Annotated in this window: 12 protein-coding genes; 4 read left to right on the forward strand and 8 right to left on the reverse strand. The window is 54.1% G+C overall.

Annotation, left to right across the window (positions count from 1 at the left end; genetic code table 11):
- Positions 1 to 286: 286 nt before the first annotated feature.
- On the reverse strand, positions 287 to 3445 hold the full coding sequence (locus CDH48_RS16815; protein WP_100689899.1) for an EAL domain-containing protein: 3159 nt from the start codon (positions 3443 to 3445) through the stop codon (positions 287 to 289).
- Between the two features lie 153 nt (positions 3446 to 3598).
- Positions 3599 to 4141 (reverse strand): type 1 glutamine amidotransferase domain-containing protein, encoded by a 543-nt coding sequence (locus CDH48_RS16820; protein ID WP_188437803.1) that lies wholly within the window; start codon positions 4139 to 4141, stop codon positions 3599 to 3601.
- Between the two features lie 249 nt (positions 4142 to 4390).
- Here CDH48_RS16820 and CDH48_RS16825 point away from each other — a divergent pair, with 249 nt between their 5' ends.
- The 4 genes from CDH48_RS16825 to CDH48_RS16840 all read left to right on the forward strand — a co-directional run bounded on the left by CDH48_RS16825 (position 4391) and on the right by CDH48_RS16840 (position 8945).
- On the forward strand, positions 4391 to 4624 hold the full coding sequence (locus CDH48_RS16825; protein ID WP_100689900.1) for a ChaB family protein: 234 nt from the start codon (positions 4391 to 4393) through the stop codon (positions 4622 to 4624).
- A gap of 189 nt (positions 4625 to 4813) precedes the next feature.
- A complete protein-coding gene (locus tag CDH48_RS16830) occupies positions 4814 to 5353 on the forward strand; it encodes a PRC-barrel domain-containing protein (RefSeq protein ID WP_100689901.1) in 540 nt (179 codons plus the stop codon).
- Positions 5354 to 5596: 243 nt separating this feature from the next.
- Positions 5597 to 7210, forward strand: a complete 1614-nt coding sequence (locus CDH48_RS16835; RefSeq protein ID WP_100689902.1) for an FAD-binding dehydrogenase — start codon at positions 5597 to 5599, stop codon at positions 7208 to 7210.
- Between the two features lie 79 nt (positions 7211 to 7289).
- A complete protein-coding gene (locus CDH48_RS16840) occupies positions 7290 to 8945 on the forward strand; it encodes an acetolactate synthase large subunit (protein ID WP_100689903.1) in 1656 nt (551 codons plus the stop codon).
- 14 nt (positions 8946 to 8959) lie between these two features.
- Here CDH48_RS16840 and CDH48_RS16845 read toward each other — a convergent pair whose 3' ends face one another.
- The 6 genes from CDH48_RS16845 to CDH48_RS16870 form a co-directional block, all read right to left on the reverse strand.
- A complete protein-coding gene (locus CDH48_RS16845) occupies positions 8960 to 9709 on the reverse strand; it encodes an amino acid ABC transporter ATP-binding protein (RefSeq protein ID WP_100689904.1) in 750 nt (249 codons plus the stop codon).
- Entirely contained in the window at positions 9706 to 10380 is a 675-nt protein-coding gene (locus CDH48_RS16850; RefSeq protein WP_100689905.1) for an amino acid ABC transporter permease, read from the reverse strand. The genes CDH48_RS16845 and CDH48_RS16850 overlap by 4 nt, the downstream gene beginning before the upstream one ends.
- Before the next feature lie 25 nt (positions 10381 to 10405).
- Positions 10406 to 11161 carry an amino acid ABC transporter substrate-binding protein gene (locus tag CDH48_RS16855; RefSeq protein WP_100689906.1) on the reverse strand — a complete coding sequence of 252 codons (756 nt, stop codon included), beginning with the start codon at positions 11159 to 11161 and terminating at the stop codon, positions 10406 to 10408.
- Between the two features lie 56 nt (positions 11162 to 11217).
- Entirely contained in the window at positions 11218 to 12420 is a 1203-nt protein-coding gene (locus CDH48_RS16860; protein WP_100689907.1) for a pyridoxal phosphate-dependent aminotransferase, read from the reverse strand.
- A gap of 32 nt (positions 12421 to 12452) precedes the next feature.
- On the reverse strand, positions 12453 to 14225 hold the full coding sequence (locus CDH48_RS16865) for a thiamine pyrophosphate-requiring protein (RefSeq protein ID WP_100689908.1): 1773 nt from the start codon (positions 14223 to 14225) through the stop codon (positions 12453 to 12455).
- 99 nt (positions 14226 to 14324) lie between these two features.
- The gene (locus CDH48_RS16870; protein WP_100689909.1) at positions 14325 to 15908 is read right to left on the reverse strand and encodes an FMN-binding glutamate synthase family protein; all 1584 of its coding nucleotides are present in this window, start codon (positions 15906 to 15908) and stop codon (positions 14325 to 14327) included.
- Between the last annotated feature and the right edge of the window lie 40 nt (positions 15909 to 15948).

Here is a 15948-nt window from a genome sequence, read left to right on the forward strand (position 1 = left end):
CGCCAGGTCAGAAATTGCGAGCCCGTTGGGCCAACGACACTGAATCCGGTGAAGCGTACGGTAGAAAAAGACGCGGCTTAAACACAGAAACAGTGCCAACTATCTTGAAAAACACCGCTTCAATCGAGTCTGCGGAGGTATTTTTATTGCGATTGGAGTTGCACTACCTTTGCGCGCATTATGATCACCTGAGTTTGGAGCAAACACTCTTTTGGCTCGCCCTGCGCAACCTGCTGAACTGGCCCCCGTGCTTGTACTTCTGGCTTCTCAGGCTACCAGGTCATATTCAGATCTGCTGTTCATTATTTAGCCGTTTTTCGCTGTTAACCCGTGCCAGATACCATGATTCAAAAGCCTCCCCTAACAGGGGCTCGCAAAAAAAGAAGCCTTGCGCCTGTGTAAATCCCCTGGACTGAACATAATCGAGGGCCGCAGACGTTTCGGTGCCTTCGGCGATTACTTGAAGCTCCCTTGAAAGCCCCAGTGTAAGCATCGCGTCGGTTATAGCACGACTGTCCGGGTTTGTTTTTAATTTTGAAATCAATGATTTGTCTATCTTTATCTTGTCCAGGGGCAGGCCATTAAGGGATGCGAGGCTGGATTGCCCGGTACCAAAATCATCCAGCGATACGGTGATACCCAAAGCCCTCAGGCGTGACAGTGACGCGATTGCGTGTTCGCGGTTGTGTATCACCGCAGTTTCAGTAAGTTCGAGTTCTAGTAGTGCTGGTTCCAATGAGTGCTCATGGATCAGTTGCTCAAAGCGATCAACGAACTCCCGATGTCGAAATTCGACGGCCGATACATTCACTGCGATGGGAATGGCTGGCAGTCCATTGGCGGTCCAGGCCGCAGACTGGCGCGCTGCCTCCTTCAGGACCCAACGACCTATGGGATTAATGAGGCCTGAAGCTTCTGCAACCGGGACGAACTGCTCTGGACCTAGCTCGCTGTTTTTTATACGTAACAGGGCTTCGACACTCATCAACTTACAAGTGTTGATGTCGACGATTGGCTGATAAAATAGCTGAAGCGAATTCGTATTAAGTGCCAGTTTTAGCGTTTGTTCAATACTGTTTTGTTGTTGTGTGTCGGCAGTAAGCGCTGAGGAATAGAATTGAAAATTATTTCGGCCTTCTTGTTTGGCTTCATACATCGCTGCATCAGCATGGCTCACTAACGTATCAATGTCGTCGCCATTTTCTGGAAACATACTGATGCCGATGGACGTTGAAACTGACAGCGACAATTCCCCAATCTCGTAAGGTTCACTGATGGTTTTGGTAATATTACGGGCCACATCAGCTGCAGAGGCTGAGGTATCTATATCCTGCAGGAGAACGACAAATTCGTCGCCGCCCATTCTGATTACCAGGTCTTCAGCCCGCAAGGTTCGTGAGAGTCTCCTGGATACCTCTTTGAGTACTTTGTCGCCGACATCATGCCCGTGCGTGTCGTTGATAGGCTTGAAGTCGTCCAGGTCCAGAAATAATACGGCTGCACCCTTGGAGGCGCGTTGGTTATGGGGGAGCATGTGAGAGGCATACTCAAATAGCATGGCGCGGTTCGGCAAACCTGTTAGAGGGTCATGCAATGAGGCGTGACGAATTTCTTCGTCGATCATCTTGCGCTCGGTAATATCCCGGAAAAATACTGCAAGCCCGCCATCAAGTGCGGGGTATGCCCTGATCTCCAGCCAGACCTGCTCGCCATCGGGCGGGGCATGCGATACTTCAGTCGTACTTGATTTTCGGGTTTGTCTGACCCGCACATACAGATCTTCCACCGCAGTGCCTTTAAGTTCCGGCCAGACTTCCCAGTGGTTCCTCCCGACCACATCGGAAATGGGGATTTGGGAGATGCGCGATGCTTCAGCGTTGTAATGGGTCATGGTCCAGTCGGCAGAGATGGAAGCGAAACCTTCCGTCATGCTGTCCAGAATGTATTTGCTGTAATCACGCTCACGTCGAAGTTCAGCATGGGCGCGCGCAGACTCAATGGCAGACCATGTTCGGTCCACCACGTCCTGGGCCAGGGTAATTTCTTCCTGGGACCAATGATGAACTTTGGAGTCGTGGAGCCCCAACAAAACTCGCCATGAGCCAGACTTGGTGATAGGAAGAGCCAGCACAGCCTTGATGTCTCTTTCCAGATAGGCATCGGCGTAAGCGACAGACCGTTCGTCTGTGTTAACGTCGCCAAGCGCAAAAGGCTCTCCCGCTCGTATGTGAGAAGCCACCTCTGGGCCAAAATCATCCAACAGGAGTGTTTGGCCAATCATTGATTCTGCGCCATCTCTGGTCCAGCCCGACCTTACGATCACACCATCGCCGGAGTTCGTGAAATCCCCATAAAATACCCGGGTGACGCCCAGAAAGCGACCGAGTAGCTCTGCCGCTGCTACCGCAAGTTCGTCAGGATCATCCAGCGAGCGAAGCCGGTCCGTCAGCTTCAAGCGAAAGCTTTTGCGCTGCTCAATTGCTTTCAGGCGGCGTAATGTAAAGGCCAGTTCGCTGTTGACTCGCTCCAGCTCCTCCTGAACGCGCACCTCCTCGGTAATATCGGTTCCTTCCACGAAAATGGCGTTGACCTTACCATCTGGCCCCAGCACAGGTTGGTACATGAAATTGGTTATACGCTCGGTGACCGGGGCGTCCGGAGTTAACTGTACCTTATAGCTGGCGCGTTCTGCGGTGTACGCCTTCCCGGTGGCAAAGACCCGGTCCATAATGCGCACAAAGCCCTGCTCCACGGTTTCAGGCAAGGCTTCTGCCACAAAGCGGCCAATTACAGGACGGTGCCCTACAACCTGGTCATAACTCGGGTTGAAAAACTCGACTCTGTGATTCGGCCCGCTCGTTAAAGCCATAAACGCCGAGGCTTTGTTAAACATTTGAGTCAATCGGTCACATTTTGCGCGGAGTGCTTTCACGGAGTAGGCAAGATCCGAGTTTTCAGTACACGTCACGACAACGCCCCCGATCCCGTGCGGGGCGGCCTGATCGTCTACCGGGCTGAAGCTGTATGTCCAGTTAACTTCCTCCTGGCCGCCAACGCATGTGACAATATGTGTGCGGCTTACAGGTTCAATTTTGCCTTTGCCGATGATGGCCTGCTCGAAGCTTGAACCGATCATATGCCACAGCTCTTTCCATACCTCTTTTACCGGTTGCCCAAGGGAGCCGGGGTGCTGTTTGGGGGGGAGGGAATTACGAAACGCGTCATTGTAGAGGCAGGCACCGTGTTCGCCCCACATCACCGCCATCGGTTGTGTGCTATTCAATATCAGGCTCACTATGGTGCGCAGGGATTGCGGCCATTGGTGGGGCCAGCCGATTATGCTCTTCGACCAATCGTGGTGACGCATTATTCGGCCCATCTCACCTTCATTCGGAAGAAAATCAAGGGTAGAGGTGGCTGCCAAGCCCGCTTGTTCTGACATCATCCGTTTTTATGCCTCACAATAGGTCGTAATGGCCAGTGTAGTGTTTCGGCAGGTATCAGGCCAAACACTTCGCTCCCGTGTGTGAATGAGCGGGAGCGAAAGTCTGGTGAGGCACCAGTCTGTGAGCGTGGGCAATCCCACCACGGCAACCTGTCAAACCTGAGAAAGAACCTCCAAAATGCGGGCGCAGAACGCGTCCAGGTCCTGCGGATTGCGGCTGGTGATCAGCCCGTTATCATCGCACATTTCTTCATCAACCCATTTGCCGCCGGCATTTTGAATGTCGGTTTGCAAGCTCGGAAATGAGGTCAGGGTTCTGCCTTTCACCACGTCAGCTTCAATAAGCAGCCAGGGAGCGTGGCAGATTGCTGCGACCGGCTTGTGGCTGTTAAAAAAATGCTTCACAAAAGAAACTGCATCCCTGTCCTGCCGCAGAGCGTCGGGATTGGCAACTCCACCAGGCAAGACCAGCGCGTCGTAATCATTCGCGTTGACGTCCGTCACAACTTTATCGACGGGAAAAGTATGGGCTTTATCGAGGTGATGAAACGCTTGAATGTCATCCTTTTTCAACGAGATGAGGTGTAAGTTCGCTCCCGCTCCTTGCAAGTCTTTCCAGGGGCGAGTCAACTCAATTTGTTCAACACCATCCGTTGCCAGAAAGGCAATCGTTTTACTGTTCAGTGGTGCAGCCATAATAGCGTTATCCTCTGATTCGGGTGAAACATAAGCCGTTATTCAGGATATATTCTTATAGCACCGCGATGGTGGTTGTCAAAATAACGTAATGTTAACGGAAGCCAGGAGCATTACCGATGATTCCATTCAAACGTGGATTGGAGCTATAAGCGAGGCCGATTGTTATTGCAGTATTAATTAATTTAAATGTGCTGGGTTTTATTTAGTGTATCAATCATTATTGTAATCGTAATAAAGGGGGACGCTATGCCATATTCAAAAAAATCCGAGCTTCCGGATAGTGTTACTGATAACTTGCCGAGCCACGCTCAGGAAATCTACCGGAAAGCATTTAACTCAGCCTGGGATGAATACAAAGATCCCGAAGATCGTCGCGGGAATGAAGATCGTGAGGAGACAGCTCACAAGGTGGCGTGGGCCGCTGTGAAACAGAAATACCATAAAGATGGAAATCGCTGGGTTCGAACCAAGGGGGAATGACGTCCATATCCATTACCGGAGCGTCATTTGGCCGTAGCCATGTCCTTTGTTAGTTTGAACTGTGTGACGCAGTTGAAGTGCGCCGAATCAGCGGATCCGGCTATTGATCACATATACCTACACCGCCGCTCGTAGCGGAGTTCAGCTTCGGGCGGTAGCAAAAGTAACGTAACGTGATAAAGGAGCAGGATGATGCACAAACTTATTATTCACACAGTCGGTGTCTCTCTCCTCGCAGGCGGAGCGGTTATGAGCCTTCCCGCGTTTGCAGCAGAAGGGCTATATTCCATGGACGATCTTAACGATGCGGACGTATTTGATAGCACTGGTAAAGAGATCGGCGAAGTCGAAGACATCCTGATGGGCAATGATATGTCAGTACATTCCCTGGTCATTGAGACAGGAGAAATACTTGGTACAGGTGGCAGTGTTATCGTTGCCGAGCGCGGCACCTTTACTGTTGTAACCGCCTCGGGAAAGAACAGCTTTGATGACGTTGAGTATGAGGTCCATATGGAAATGACTCAGGACGAACTCAAACAATTACCCGAGTACAACGAGGACTGGTGGAACCAAACGCGCCTTAGTTTGCAAAAGGCCTGGGAAAATACCAAGGACATCAGTGAAAGTGCCTGGGAAAATACGAAAGAGGCAACTTCTTCAGCTTGGTACAACGTCAAGCAAGGCGCTGAAAAAATGGGTGATGAAATCGAACAGGCGACTGAGTGAGCCACACTGTACGGGAGCGCCCACAGGGCGCTTCCAATATCCTCTCTGCATCCTTTCCTTTCTTAAAGGCACGACTGAATGACACCAGAGCGGTGTCGTCAGGATTTACCCCCGGCGAAACCACACCGCTTTGCCGTCAAACGTGGTTCTCATTTACTCAAGAAATTGAAGCTGATCTGTTTTATTCTGGGTATCCTTAGGGCCAATTAAGCTGATGTCCTACAAGCCCGGAGGAGCTTTTTAATGGCCAACCACATTGCCACAGACACACTGGTTATCGGGGGCGGAATTGCCGGTATCGTCACCGCGATGGAACTGCTGCGGGCTGGAAAAACCGTTACGCTGGTGGACAGGGATACGCCGGAGCGCCTGGGTGGGCTGGCATTGTGGGCATTTGGCGGGATGGCTCTGGTTGGTACACCGTTGCAACGTAAAAAGGGCATTCCGGATAGCCCTGAGCGCGCCCTGAAAGACTGGATCAGCTTTGGTGAGCTGGATACCCGTGACGAGCACTCCCTGGCCTGGGCCCGTTACTACGTAGAGAACTGCTGTAGTGAGGTGTACGACTGGCTGAAGACTGAAGGCATCAGATTTCTGCCTGCGGTGAACTGGGTTGAGCGAGGCCGGTTAGGCGAAGGCAACAGTGTACCGCGCTATCACATAGTGTACGGAACATCCCGGGAGCTTACCCGCACGCTGATTGCGGCCATGCGGGATGCCGGTAAGGACAATCGCCTCAAAATTCTTCACCGCCACAGCATTGACTCGCTGGAGTGCAGTGATGGGCGTGTTACCGGCGCCAGCGGCACCAATGACGAAACCGGTGAGCAGGTTAGTTTTACCGCCAACAGAGTAGTGGTGGCGACGGGCGGAATCAACGGCAGCCATCAACAGGCCCGCGTCAACTGGCCGAAAGACCGATCCATGCCAAAAACCATGCTGAATGGGGCCCACCCTTACGCCGATGGCAAACTGCACCACGAAGTAGCCAGCAAGGTGGGCGGGCATATCGTCAACGCAGGAGAAATGTGGAACTACGCCGCCGGTTTTCGCCACCCTTATCCGCACTTTGAAGGCCATGGCTTATCGACCATTCCTTGCAAGTCCGCCCTGTGGCTGGATCATAGAGGCAAGCGGATTGGTCCGGAACCGCTGGTAACCGGCTTTGACACGCACTGGCTTTGCCAGCGTGTTGCCGAGCAGGAACAACCCTGGACCTGGCATCTGTTGAACTGGCGCATTGCAGCCAAGGAATTTGCGATCTCCGGAGCTGAGCATAACCAGCGAATACGGGACAAGCAGTTGGTCCGCTTCGTGTTCGAGACCCTGACCGGCAACCATAACCTGGTCAAGCAGATGGCCCGTGAAAGCGATGATTTTCTCGTTGCGGATACACTCGGTGAGCTGGCCGGAAAAATGAATGCGCTGACCCGCTCCCACGATGTTGCCCCGGCCACATTACAGGCTACGGTAGATGCTTTCGATGCAAACTTTGCCGCCGGCAGCAAGCTGGAAAACGATGATCAGATCCGCCGTATACTGCATGCCCGCCAGTGGGGGCCAGACAGACTACGCACCTGCAAGCCAGCCCCCTTACAAAAGCCCGGCGCAGGGCCGTTTATCGCTATTCGCATGCAATTGATTACCCGCAAAAGCCTTGGCGGTTTGCGTACCGACCTGATGTCCCGTGTGCTTGGCGCCGACGATCAGCCTATTCCCGGGCTCTATTGTGTTGGTGAAGCCGCCGGTTTTGGTGGGGGCGGCTGCAATGGCAAACGCTCTCTGGAAGGTACTTTTTTGCCTGGCTGTATCCTGACCGCTCGGGCCGCAGCACGATCCATTTTATCCTGCATTTGATGCAGAGCAGTTACCAGTCGAACGCCGAGCTTTGTGCTCTGGCGTAACCGCTGATAAACCAATAACAAGGAGATACCCAATGAACGGCGCGCAAGCCCTGATGAAAACCCTGGTGGACGCTGGTATTGAAGTCTGTTTCAGCAATCCCGGCACCAGCGAAATGCACTTTGTAGCGGCGCTGGATGATGAGCCGAAGATGCGCGCCGTGCTGGCACTGTTTGAAGGCGTGGCAACCGGTGCGGCCGACGGTTACGCCCGAATGGCCGATAAACCTGCCGCAACTTTGTTGCACCTGGGCTGCGGGCTTGGCAATGGCCTGGCCAACTTGCACAATGCCCGCAAAGGCAAGGTTCCGGTGGTAAACATTGTTGGCGATCATGCCACAGTGCATGTGAAATATGATGCTCAGTTGCAGTCGGATATCGAAACCGTCGCCCGTAATGTGTCACCGGGTTTTGTCCGCACTTCACAAAGCACCGCCGAATTGTGCAAGGATGCCGTGGAAGCCATCACGACCGCTCGCGGTTTGCCCGGCCAGGTAGCTACTCTGATCCTGCCCGCCGATGTGTCGTGGGGAGAAGGTGGTATCCCCTGCGCCGTTCCGGCACAGGCAGAGTCTCCAGCTGCCGACGACGGCGCCATTCAGTCTGTGCTCGATGCCATTCGCTCCGGTAAAAAGACGGCGCTGCTGCTGGGTGGCCGGGCCCTGAGGGAGCCCGCCCTGATAGCTGCGGCAAAAATTGCCGCTGCCACTGGTGTGAAGCTTTTGGCTGAAACCTTCCCGACCCGTATGGAACGTGGCCAAGGTTTGCCGCCGGTTGAGCGTATTGCTTATCTTGCGGAACTGGCAAGTGTGCAACTGGCCGAAATCGATAATCTGATTCTGGTTGATAGCAAGGCCCCCGTATCCTTTTTTGCCTACCCCGGTAAAAAGAGTTATCTGGTGCCGGATGATTGCACCGTTTATACCTTGTCCCGCCCCGATCAGGACGCCCGGACCAGCCTTGCCAAGCTGGCCGATGCACTGGGCGCCGACAAAGCCCAACCCGAAATCCAGCAGCTACAGAGGCCTTCAGCACCCCGTGGTCGCCTTACGGCACCCAAAGTCTGTAAGGCCGTTGGCCACTATCTGCCCGAGAACGCCATTATTATCGATGAGGCCATCACGTCCGGGCTGATGCTGAACGCCATGACCGCAGCCGCGCCACGCCACGACATGATTACCCTGACCGGTGGCGCCATTGGCCAGGGACTGCCCAACGCTGTAGGTGCTGCGATTGCCTGCCCGGAACGGCCAGTGATTGCGCTGATCGGCGATGGCACCGCCATGTACACCATTCAGGCCCTGTGGACCATGGCGCGTGAGCAGTTGAATGTCACCAGTATTATCTTCAACAACGCCTCTTACTCAGTGCTGAACATCGAACTGGAACGTGTAGGTGCGGAAGAGGCGGGCGCCAAGGCTAAATCCCAGTTGGATCTGAATTGGCCGGTGCTGAACTTTGCCCAGCTGGCACAGGGTATGGGTGTTCATGGCGTGCGGGTGGATACCGCTGAGGCCTTTAATCATGCGCTGGAATATGCCCTGTCGCATCCGGGGCCACACTTGATTGAGGCCATGGTTCCTGAGTCACTGAGCGGATTGAAACGTAAAATCCTGCCCTGGGTGCTGCGTTCACTGCCGAGCCTGCCCGCTTCGGTCACCCGTACCCTGAAAAACAGGATCGCACCCTGACTTTTCTTAACGATTTATTTCGTTGGGTTGGTGGCCAGAATTTTCTTCAGAAAATCCTTGGTTCGGGGGTCTTTCGGGTTTTGGAACATCTCGCTGGGTGGCCCCTGTTCCACAATGCGGCCACCGTCGATAAAGATCACCCGATCGGCCACATCCCGTGCAAACGACATTTCATGGGTGACGACCATCATGGTCTGGTGTTCTGATGCCAGTTGTTTCATCAGCCCCAGTACTTCCTCCACCCATTCCGGATCCAGTGAGGATGTGGGTTCATCAAACAGGATAACCTCGGCCCCCGCGGCCATGGCGCGGCCAATGCCAACCCGTTGTTGCTGGCCACCGGACATGGAAGCGGGGTAGGCATCTGCCTTGTCGGGCAGGCCGATCTGTTCAAGGATCTCCCGAGCCCTTTGGTAAGCCTTTTCTTTAGGCCATTTATCCACCACCAGCAGGCGCTCAGCGATGTTCTGCAGTGCCGTCTTATTGGCAAACAGTGCATAGTTCTGGAACACAAAAGCGGTTTGCCGCCGCATGGCAAGGATATCTGCCCGGGTGGCCCGGTTTACATCCACCGTGAGATCCCCCACGGTCATGGTTCCGGAAGTGGGCTGTTCCAGGAAATTGATACAACGCAGCAGCGTGGATTTACCCGTTCCCGACGGGCCTATGATCACCACAATTTCGCCCTTCTCAATGGTCAGATCGATTCCATCGAGAACCACGGTCTTGCCAAAATGTTTGCTCAGTGACACCAGTTTGATCATCGGTTATAGGCCTTGTTCAGGCGGGTTTCCAGGTAGTTCTGAAGCTTGGAAAGCAGTTCGACCACGATCCAGTACATGATGGCGGCAACAATGAACGCCTCGAAGTACAGGAAACTGCCCGCCGCTTCTTTCTGGGTGGCGCCCATGAGTTCTGTAACGCCCAGGGTGAAGGCGAGCGAGGTCGCCTTGATCATGTCGATGAAGTAGTTCATCAGAGTGGGCAAGGCCACCCGGGTAGCCTGGGGCAGGACAATCCGGCGCATCAACTGGCCATTGGTCATGCCGATGGACAGGGCGGCTTCTGTCTGGCTGCGGTCGACCCCCACAATGGCAGCGCGGATGGATTCGGCCATGTAGGCGGAAAAATGCATGGTCAGGCCCATGATGGTGGCCGTGATGCCATCAATCACTGTGAGTGCGCTGAACAGCTGGGGCAGCCCGTAATAGAACAGGAACAATTGCACCAGCAATGGCGTGCCCCTGAAAAAGGAAATGAACACGATCGTCAGCTGGTTCAGCACCGGAATGCGTAGCACCCGGACAACGGCAAACAGGCAGGCAAGAATCAGAGCAAACAGCATTCCGATGCCCGCCAGTTGCAGGGTGAGGGGCAGGTACCGGAGCAGAACCGGTACCAGGCCAAGCATGTACTCGACGTTCAGCACGTCCATAGGGAATCAGGCCTCGGTGTGCCCCTCAGGGCTTGGTGATGTCCGTGCCGAACCACTTCTCGGAAATGGACGCCAGGGTGCCATTATCACGCAGGGTCTCCAGGGCCTTGTTCACTTCGTCCCGCAGGGCGCGCCCGGCTTCGGTGTCGTGGAACGGGTAGGCGTTGGTGATCTGCGAGAAAGTGGGGCCTGCCAGTTCAAGAGGAAGAGGCTTCTCTCTGATGATCTGGCTGGCGCTGACCCGGTCCATCACGAATGCATCCACGCGCCCCAGGGCGGTGTCCCGCTCCAGGTTGCTCTCATAGGTTTTAATGGTGATCTGATCCGCATAAGGCAGCGCTTTCAGGAGTGCCTCGAAATTGGATCCCAGGTTCACAGCCACGGTTTTACCCTTAAGGTCTTCCACACCACGAATTTCGGTATTGCCCTCCCTGGTGACAACCTGTGCGCCGTCATACACATAGGGATCGCTGAAAACATACGCCTTCTTCCGCTCTTCGGTGATGGTGATCTGGTTGGCAACCGTGTCGATGCGCCCGGATTGCAGCATGCCAAACAGGCCGGAGAAGTTGGCGGTTTCATACTGAATCTTGCGCCCCATCTCCTTACCCAGAGCGTTCATGACATCAACTTCGAAACCTTTGAGCTCATCCTGCTCTACGAAGGTAAACGGGAAATACTGGCCGGACATTCCGACTCTCAAGGTTTTGTCCTGTGCCAGTAAAGGTGCGCTTGTGAACAGGGAAAGCACCAGGACTGTATTGATCAATAGCGTTTTCATAAAGCCTCCGTTCGGTGTGCCTCGTACCTGAAGCATAGTCGGGGAGGGGCGGAGAATCACCCAAATGCCTTTTGCAAGCGCTCGACTGCCTTCGCCAGGGTTTCCTTGTCTGCGGCAAATGACAATCGCATGTGGCCGGGAGCGTTGAATGCCGAACCTGGAACCATGGCGATGCCCAGCTCATCAAGGAGCCAGTCGCCGAGCTGTTGATCATCGCCAACATCGTCGAGCGAATCGATTACCCGCTGAAAATTCGGCAAACAATAAAAGCTGCCCCGGGCGGGGAGACAATCAATGGCATCGATTTTTGCCAGCCCTTCGGAGACCAAAGCGGCTCTTTCTGCAAATGCCTGAACCATTGCATGCACGTCGTCCAGGTTGCCATTAAATGCTGCTTCTGCGGCTTTCTGGGAGACGGCAGCGGTATGGGAAGTACTTTGACCCTGAAACTTCTTCATTTCCGCAATCAGCGGCGCTGGGCCCGCCGCGAAACCCACACGCCATCCCGTCATGGCATAGGCCTTCGATACGCCGTTTATGAGCACTGTCCGGTTTTTCAGCGACGGGCATACATTGAGAATGTTGGCGTAGGGTTCACCGGTAAAAATCAGGTGCTCGTATATATCGTCAGACAGGACGAATACATCCGGATATTTGAGCAGTACGTTGCCCAATGCCGACAATGCTTCCCGAGAGTAAACTTGCCCGGTGGGATTGGTCGGCGTGTTGAGCACCACAACACGGGTTCTCTGTGACAGGCATTCTTCAAGCACCTCGGGCTGAAGAATGAAACCATCTTTCTGAAAGGTGGGCGCATAGATAATGCGGGCCCAGGCGATGGTGGCAATCGAGGGGTAAGTGCCCCAGTTGGGTGTTGGAATAACGATTTCATCCGATGGATTAAGGAGCGTCATAAACGCATTGAACAAGGCCTGCTTTGCCCCACAGGTATGCATGACTTCATCTTCGTCATAATAAAGATTGTTATCACGCTTGAGCTTATATCGAATGGCATTTTTCAGCTCCGGCAGGCCGTCGATCGGGGTATAGCGTGTATACCCCTCATCCAGCGCCTTCCTGGCCGCGTTGATGATGGGGGCAGGCGTGTTGAAATCAGGCTCACCGGCATCAAGGCGAAGAATATCCCGGCCCTTGGATGCCAGCGCTTGTGCTTTGGTGTTGATCCTGAAAATCGATGACCCTGACAAGTCTTCGACGCGTCGCGCGACGCGAAGGTAATGGTCAGCATGACGAGTCATATGTCTGTGTCCTGTTACTGTGGTTCCAGGTATTAAATCCCGGCGGTGACCTGCTTCGCTGCCTGTTTGATCATCCGTGCAGCGCTGGGGTCACCTTTGAGAATTGAGGACAGAAAGCCCTTGGCCTGCTCAAGGTTGATATGGGGTGGAAGCGGTCCGACTTCGGGGTCCACATAGGCATTGATGACCACCGGGCAAGACGCGCTCAGTGCTTCATTCCATACCCTGTCTACATCTTCCGCATTGTTCATGCGCAACCCCTGCAACCCTAACATTGCCGCATAGTCGTCATAGGCGAAATCGGCGATATTCTGCGAGGTCGGATATTTGGGGTCGCCTTCCATAACCCGTTGTTCCCAGGTGACCTGGTTGAGGTCGCGGTTATTGAGCACCAGCACAATGCAGCGGGGGTCTTCCCATTCCTGCCAGTGTTTGGCTATGCCAATCAGTGCCTGATTGCCAAGCATTTGCATGGCGCCGTCACCTACCATGGCTATGCCGGGCCGGTCGGGATATGCGAGTTTTGCTGCCAAAAGGTAAGGGATGCCGTTGCCCATTGAAGCCAACCCGCCAGAAACAGTACCCAGCATACCGCGGCGGATCTTGAGATATCGGGCATACCAGTTGGTGGCAGAGCCAACGTCGCTGGCAAGCATGACATCATCCGGCAGCCGCTGGTTAAGGGACCAGAACACCTGCTGAGGATTAATGGGATTTGCAGATACACCGGCTCGTTCGCCCATGAGCTGCCACCAGTCGCGGGTATTCTTGATAATACTGTTCTGCCATTCGCGATCCGACTTACGGGAAACACGATCTGTTAGCGCTGCGAGTGTTGAACTGGCATCACCATGCAGGTTAACTTCGGTGGGGAAGCGCAGCCCCAGCGCCACCGCGTCTATATCAATCTGAACCGCTCGCACCTTGCTGGCGGATGGGAGGAACTCGGCGTAGGGGAAGCGTGTGCCTACCATCAGGAGGGTGTCACAATCATCCATCATATCCTGGCTTGGGCGGGTGCCGAGCAGCCCCATGGTGCCGGTTACAAATTCGACGTCGTCCGGAACCATCATTTTGGCGAGCAGCGCTTTTGCGACTCCGGCCCCCAGTTTGTCTGCCAGCGCCAGTAACTCGTCCACAGCGTGTTTGCAGCCAGCGCCGGCTAATATGGCAACTTTCTTGCCCTCGTCGAGTATCGCGGCAGCGTCATCAAGATCCTGGGGCGCAGGTAACCATGATGGTTTTCGATAGCCGGTACCCGAAAAGACCGCGCCGTGAGATTCGGGAGGCATTTCCATGGGAAGGTCCTGCATATCATTAGGTATGATAATGCAGGTAACGGTGCGCTTTGCCATGGCGATGCGCATCGCCTGATCAATGAGGTGCCGTGCCTGGGGGGCGTCAGACACCATATGAACATAATCGCCGGCAACGTCCTTGAATAGGGCCCCCAGATCAATTTCCTGTTGATAGTCCGAGCCGATACTCATGCGTGCTTGTTGGCCGACGATCGCCACAACCGGCATGTGATCTTTCTTGGCATCATAGAGGCCGTTCAGCATATGCACAGCGCCTGGGCCCGAGGTGGAGATGCATACACCGGGCTGGCCCGTGAATTTGGCATGGGCGCACGCCATGAATGCCCCGATTTCTTCATGCTGAGGTTGAATCAACCGGATGTCTGGTTCAGCACGTCTCAGCGCCGACATCATTCCGTTAATGCCATCGCCGGAGTATCCGTAAACTCTTTCTATTCCCCAGTTTTTCAGGCGCTCAACAATGAAATCACTTACGGTCTGTCCCATGTGAGTGTCTCCTTTGTATCGTTGCTAAGTCGTTGCAGTTGCGTACAAACAAAGTACAACCAAACGGCTCGATTTGGATTCATACATACCGCGGCGCTTTCAGAACCGCTCTGAGCTCGCTTTCGCCCAGTCTTCGCTGTAGACCGCCGGCACCTTCCCGGTCAGAAAATCGCCCGGGTTTACCTTCGGGTGAAACTCCTGATACGTGCAGGCTGGCCCGGATTCAGAGCGGTGATAAATATGCTCAGGGCCAAGCTGGTCAGGGGAGGACAGCCCGAGTGCACCGGTAATGTCCAGGAACGATTTGATGGTGGCGTGATGAAAGTTTCTGACGCGTATTGCTTTGGAGGGCACATCCAGTGATTTCGTGCGCGCCGGATTCTGGGTGGCGACTCCGGTAGGGCAGGTATTGGTATGACACCGTTGAGCCTGTATACAACCCACGGAAAACATGAAAGCGCGAGCGGCATTGCACATGTCTGCGCCCAACGCGATTTTGGTTACCATATCGAAGCCCAAAGCGACCTTGCCGCTTGCGATCACCACGATTTCGTCACGTTTGCCAATGCCGGTCAGGCAATTGTGCACGAAGGGCAGTGCCTCATTGATATAGGTGCCAATAAAATCCTCAAATTCTGCAGGCGCGGCGCCTGTACCTCCTTCAGCGCCGTCAACCGTAATAAAATCGGGCTGAATGCCGCTCTCTATCATGGCTTTGCAGATGCCCATGAACTCATCAGGTTTCCCCAGGCAGAGCTTAAAACCAACGGGTTTACCGCCACACAGCTCACGGAGGCGGGCTACAAAACGGAGTAAACCGATAGGGGAGTCAAATTCAGGATGCTGTGCTGGGGAAAGGCAGTCTTTGCCTTGCTCTATCTCACGGGTTTCCGCAATTTCCTTGTTTACTTTTGCGCCCGGCAACAATCCACCATGGCCTGGCTTGGCACCCTGAGATATTTTTATCTCGATCATTTTGACCTGATCTGACGATGCTTTTTTTCTGAAATCCTCCGGATCGAATCGCCCATCTCGGGTACGGCAGCCAAAATAACCGCTTGCGATTTCCCATATAAGATCGCCATCATGAACCTTATGATAGGGGCTTATTGCACCTTCGCCCGTATCCTGGGCAAAGTTCCCCAGTTTGGCGCCTTTGTTCATCGCCAGAACAGCATTGCTGGACAAGGCACCGAAGCTCATTGCGGAAATGTTTAATCGGGAAGAGTGGTAAGGCAGACGACATTGGGGACCGCCAATCATAAGTCTGGCGTGGCGCTCATCAACCGTTTTTGGAGCAATTGTATGCTGCGCAAAATCAAATCCTGCGCCTCCTACATCACGCTGGGTTCCAAACGGCTCTGTGTCTGCCTTGCCGTCGGCCCGTTTGTTCACTATCTCTCGCTGCTCACGGTTAAACGGTCGTCCGCTTTGGCCGGATTCAAAAAAATACTGGCGTAACTCCGGGCGCACAAACTCAAGCAGGTAGCGGATATGGCCCAATATCGGGTAATTGCGCAGGACGTTATGTTTTGACCGGAGATCTCTGGCCCCGACCAATGCGAGAAAGAGAAGCAGCATCCATAGCGGAAGCCAGCTTTGTTTCCATGTCAGCACTGCTGCGCCAAAGAGAAGTGTAAACGCAGCGAAGCAAAAATAAATAAGTCGTGGCCACCCGAACATAATGGCTCCTCAGGCAGGCGACAGCCTCAATGATACGCGC

The sequence above is a fragment of the Marinobacter aromaticivorans genome (assembly GCF_002806975.1).
GTDB lineage: Bacteria > Pseudomonadota > Gammaproteobacteria > Pseudomonadales > Oleiphilaceae > Marinobacter > Marinobacter aromaticivorans.

What these genes read in the sequence shown, in the direction of transcription:
- CDH48_RS16845 (WP_100689904.1), bottom strand. Translation starts at nt 9,709, where the DNA reads ATGATCAAACTGGTGTCACTGAGCAAACATTTTGGCAAGACCGTGGTT.
- CDH48_RS16865 (WP_100689908.1), bottom strand. Translation starts at nt 14,225, where the DNA reads ATGGGACAGACCGTAAGTGATTTCATTGTTGAGCGCCTGAAAAACTGG.
- CDH48_RS16825 (WP_100689900.1), top strand. Translation starts at nt 4,391, where the DNA reads ATGCCATATTCAAAAAAATCCGAGCTTCCGGATAGTGTTACTGATAAC.
- CDH48_RS16860 (WP_100689907.1), bottom strand. Translation starts at nt 12,420, where the DNA reads ATGACTCGTCATGCTGACCATTACCTTCGCGTCGCGCGACGCGTCGAA.
- CDH48_RS16830 (WP_100689901.1), top strand. Translation starts at nt 4,814, where the DNA reads ATGATGCACAAACTTATTATTCACACAGTCGGTGTCTCTCTCCTCGCA.
- CDH48_RS16850 (WP_100689905.1), bottom strand. Translation starts at nt 10,380, where the DNA reads ATGGACGTGCTGAACGTCGAGTACATGCTTGGCCTGGTACCGGTTCTG.
- CDH48_RS16835 (WP_100689902.1), top strand. Translation starts at nt 5,597, where the DNA reads ATGGCCAACCACATTGCCACAGACACACTGGTTATCGGGGGCGGAATT.
- CDH48_RS16820 (WP_188437803.1), bottom strand. Translation starts at nt 4,141, where the DNA reads ATGGCTGCACCACTGAACAGTAAAACGATTGCCTTTCTGGCAACGGAT.
- CDH48_RS16815 (WP_100689899.1), bottom strand. Translation starts at nt 3,445, where the DNA reads ATGATGTCAGAACAAGCGGGCTTGGCAGCCACCTCTACCCTTGATTTT.
- CDH48_RS16840 (WP_100689903.1), top strand. Translation starts at nt 7,290, where the DNA reads ATGAACGGCGCGCAAGCCCTGATGAAAACCCTGGTGGACGCTGGTATT.
- CDH48_RS16855 (WP_100689906.1), bottom strand. Translation starts at nt 11,161, where the DNA reads ATGAAAACGCTATTGATCAATACAGTCCTGGTGCTTTCCCTGTTCACA.
- CDH48_RS16870 (WP_100689909.1), bottom strand. Translation starts at nt 15,908, where the DNA reads ATGTTCGGGTGGCCACGACTTATTTATTTTTGCTTCGCTGCGTTTACA.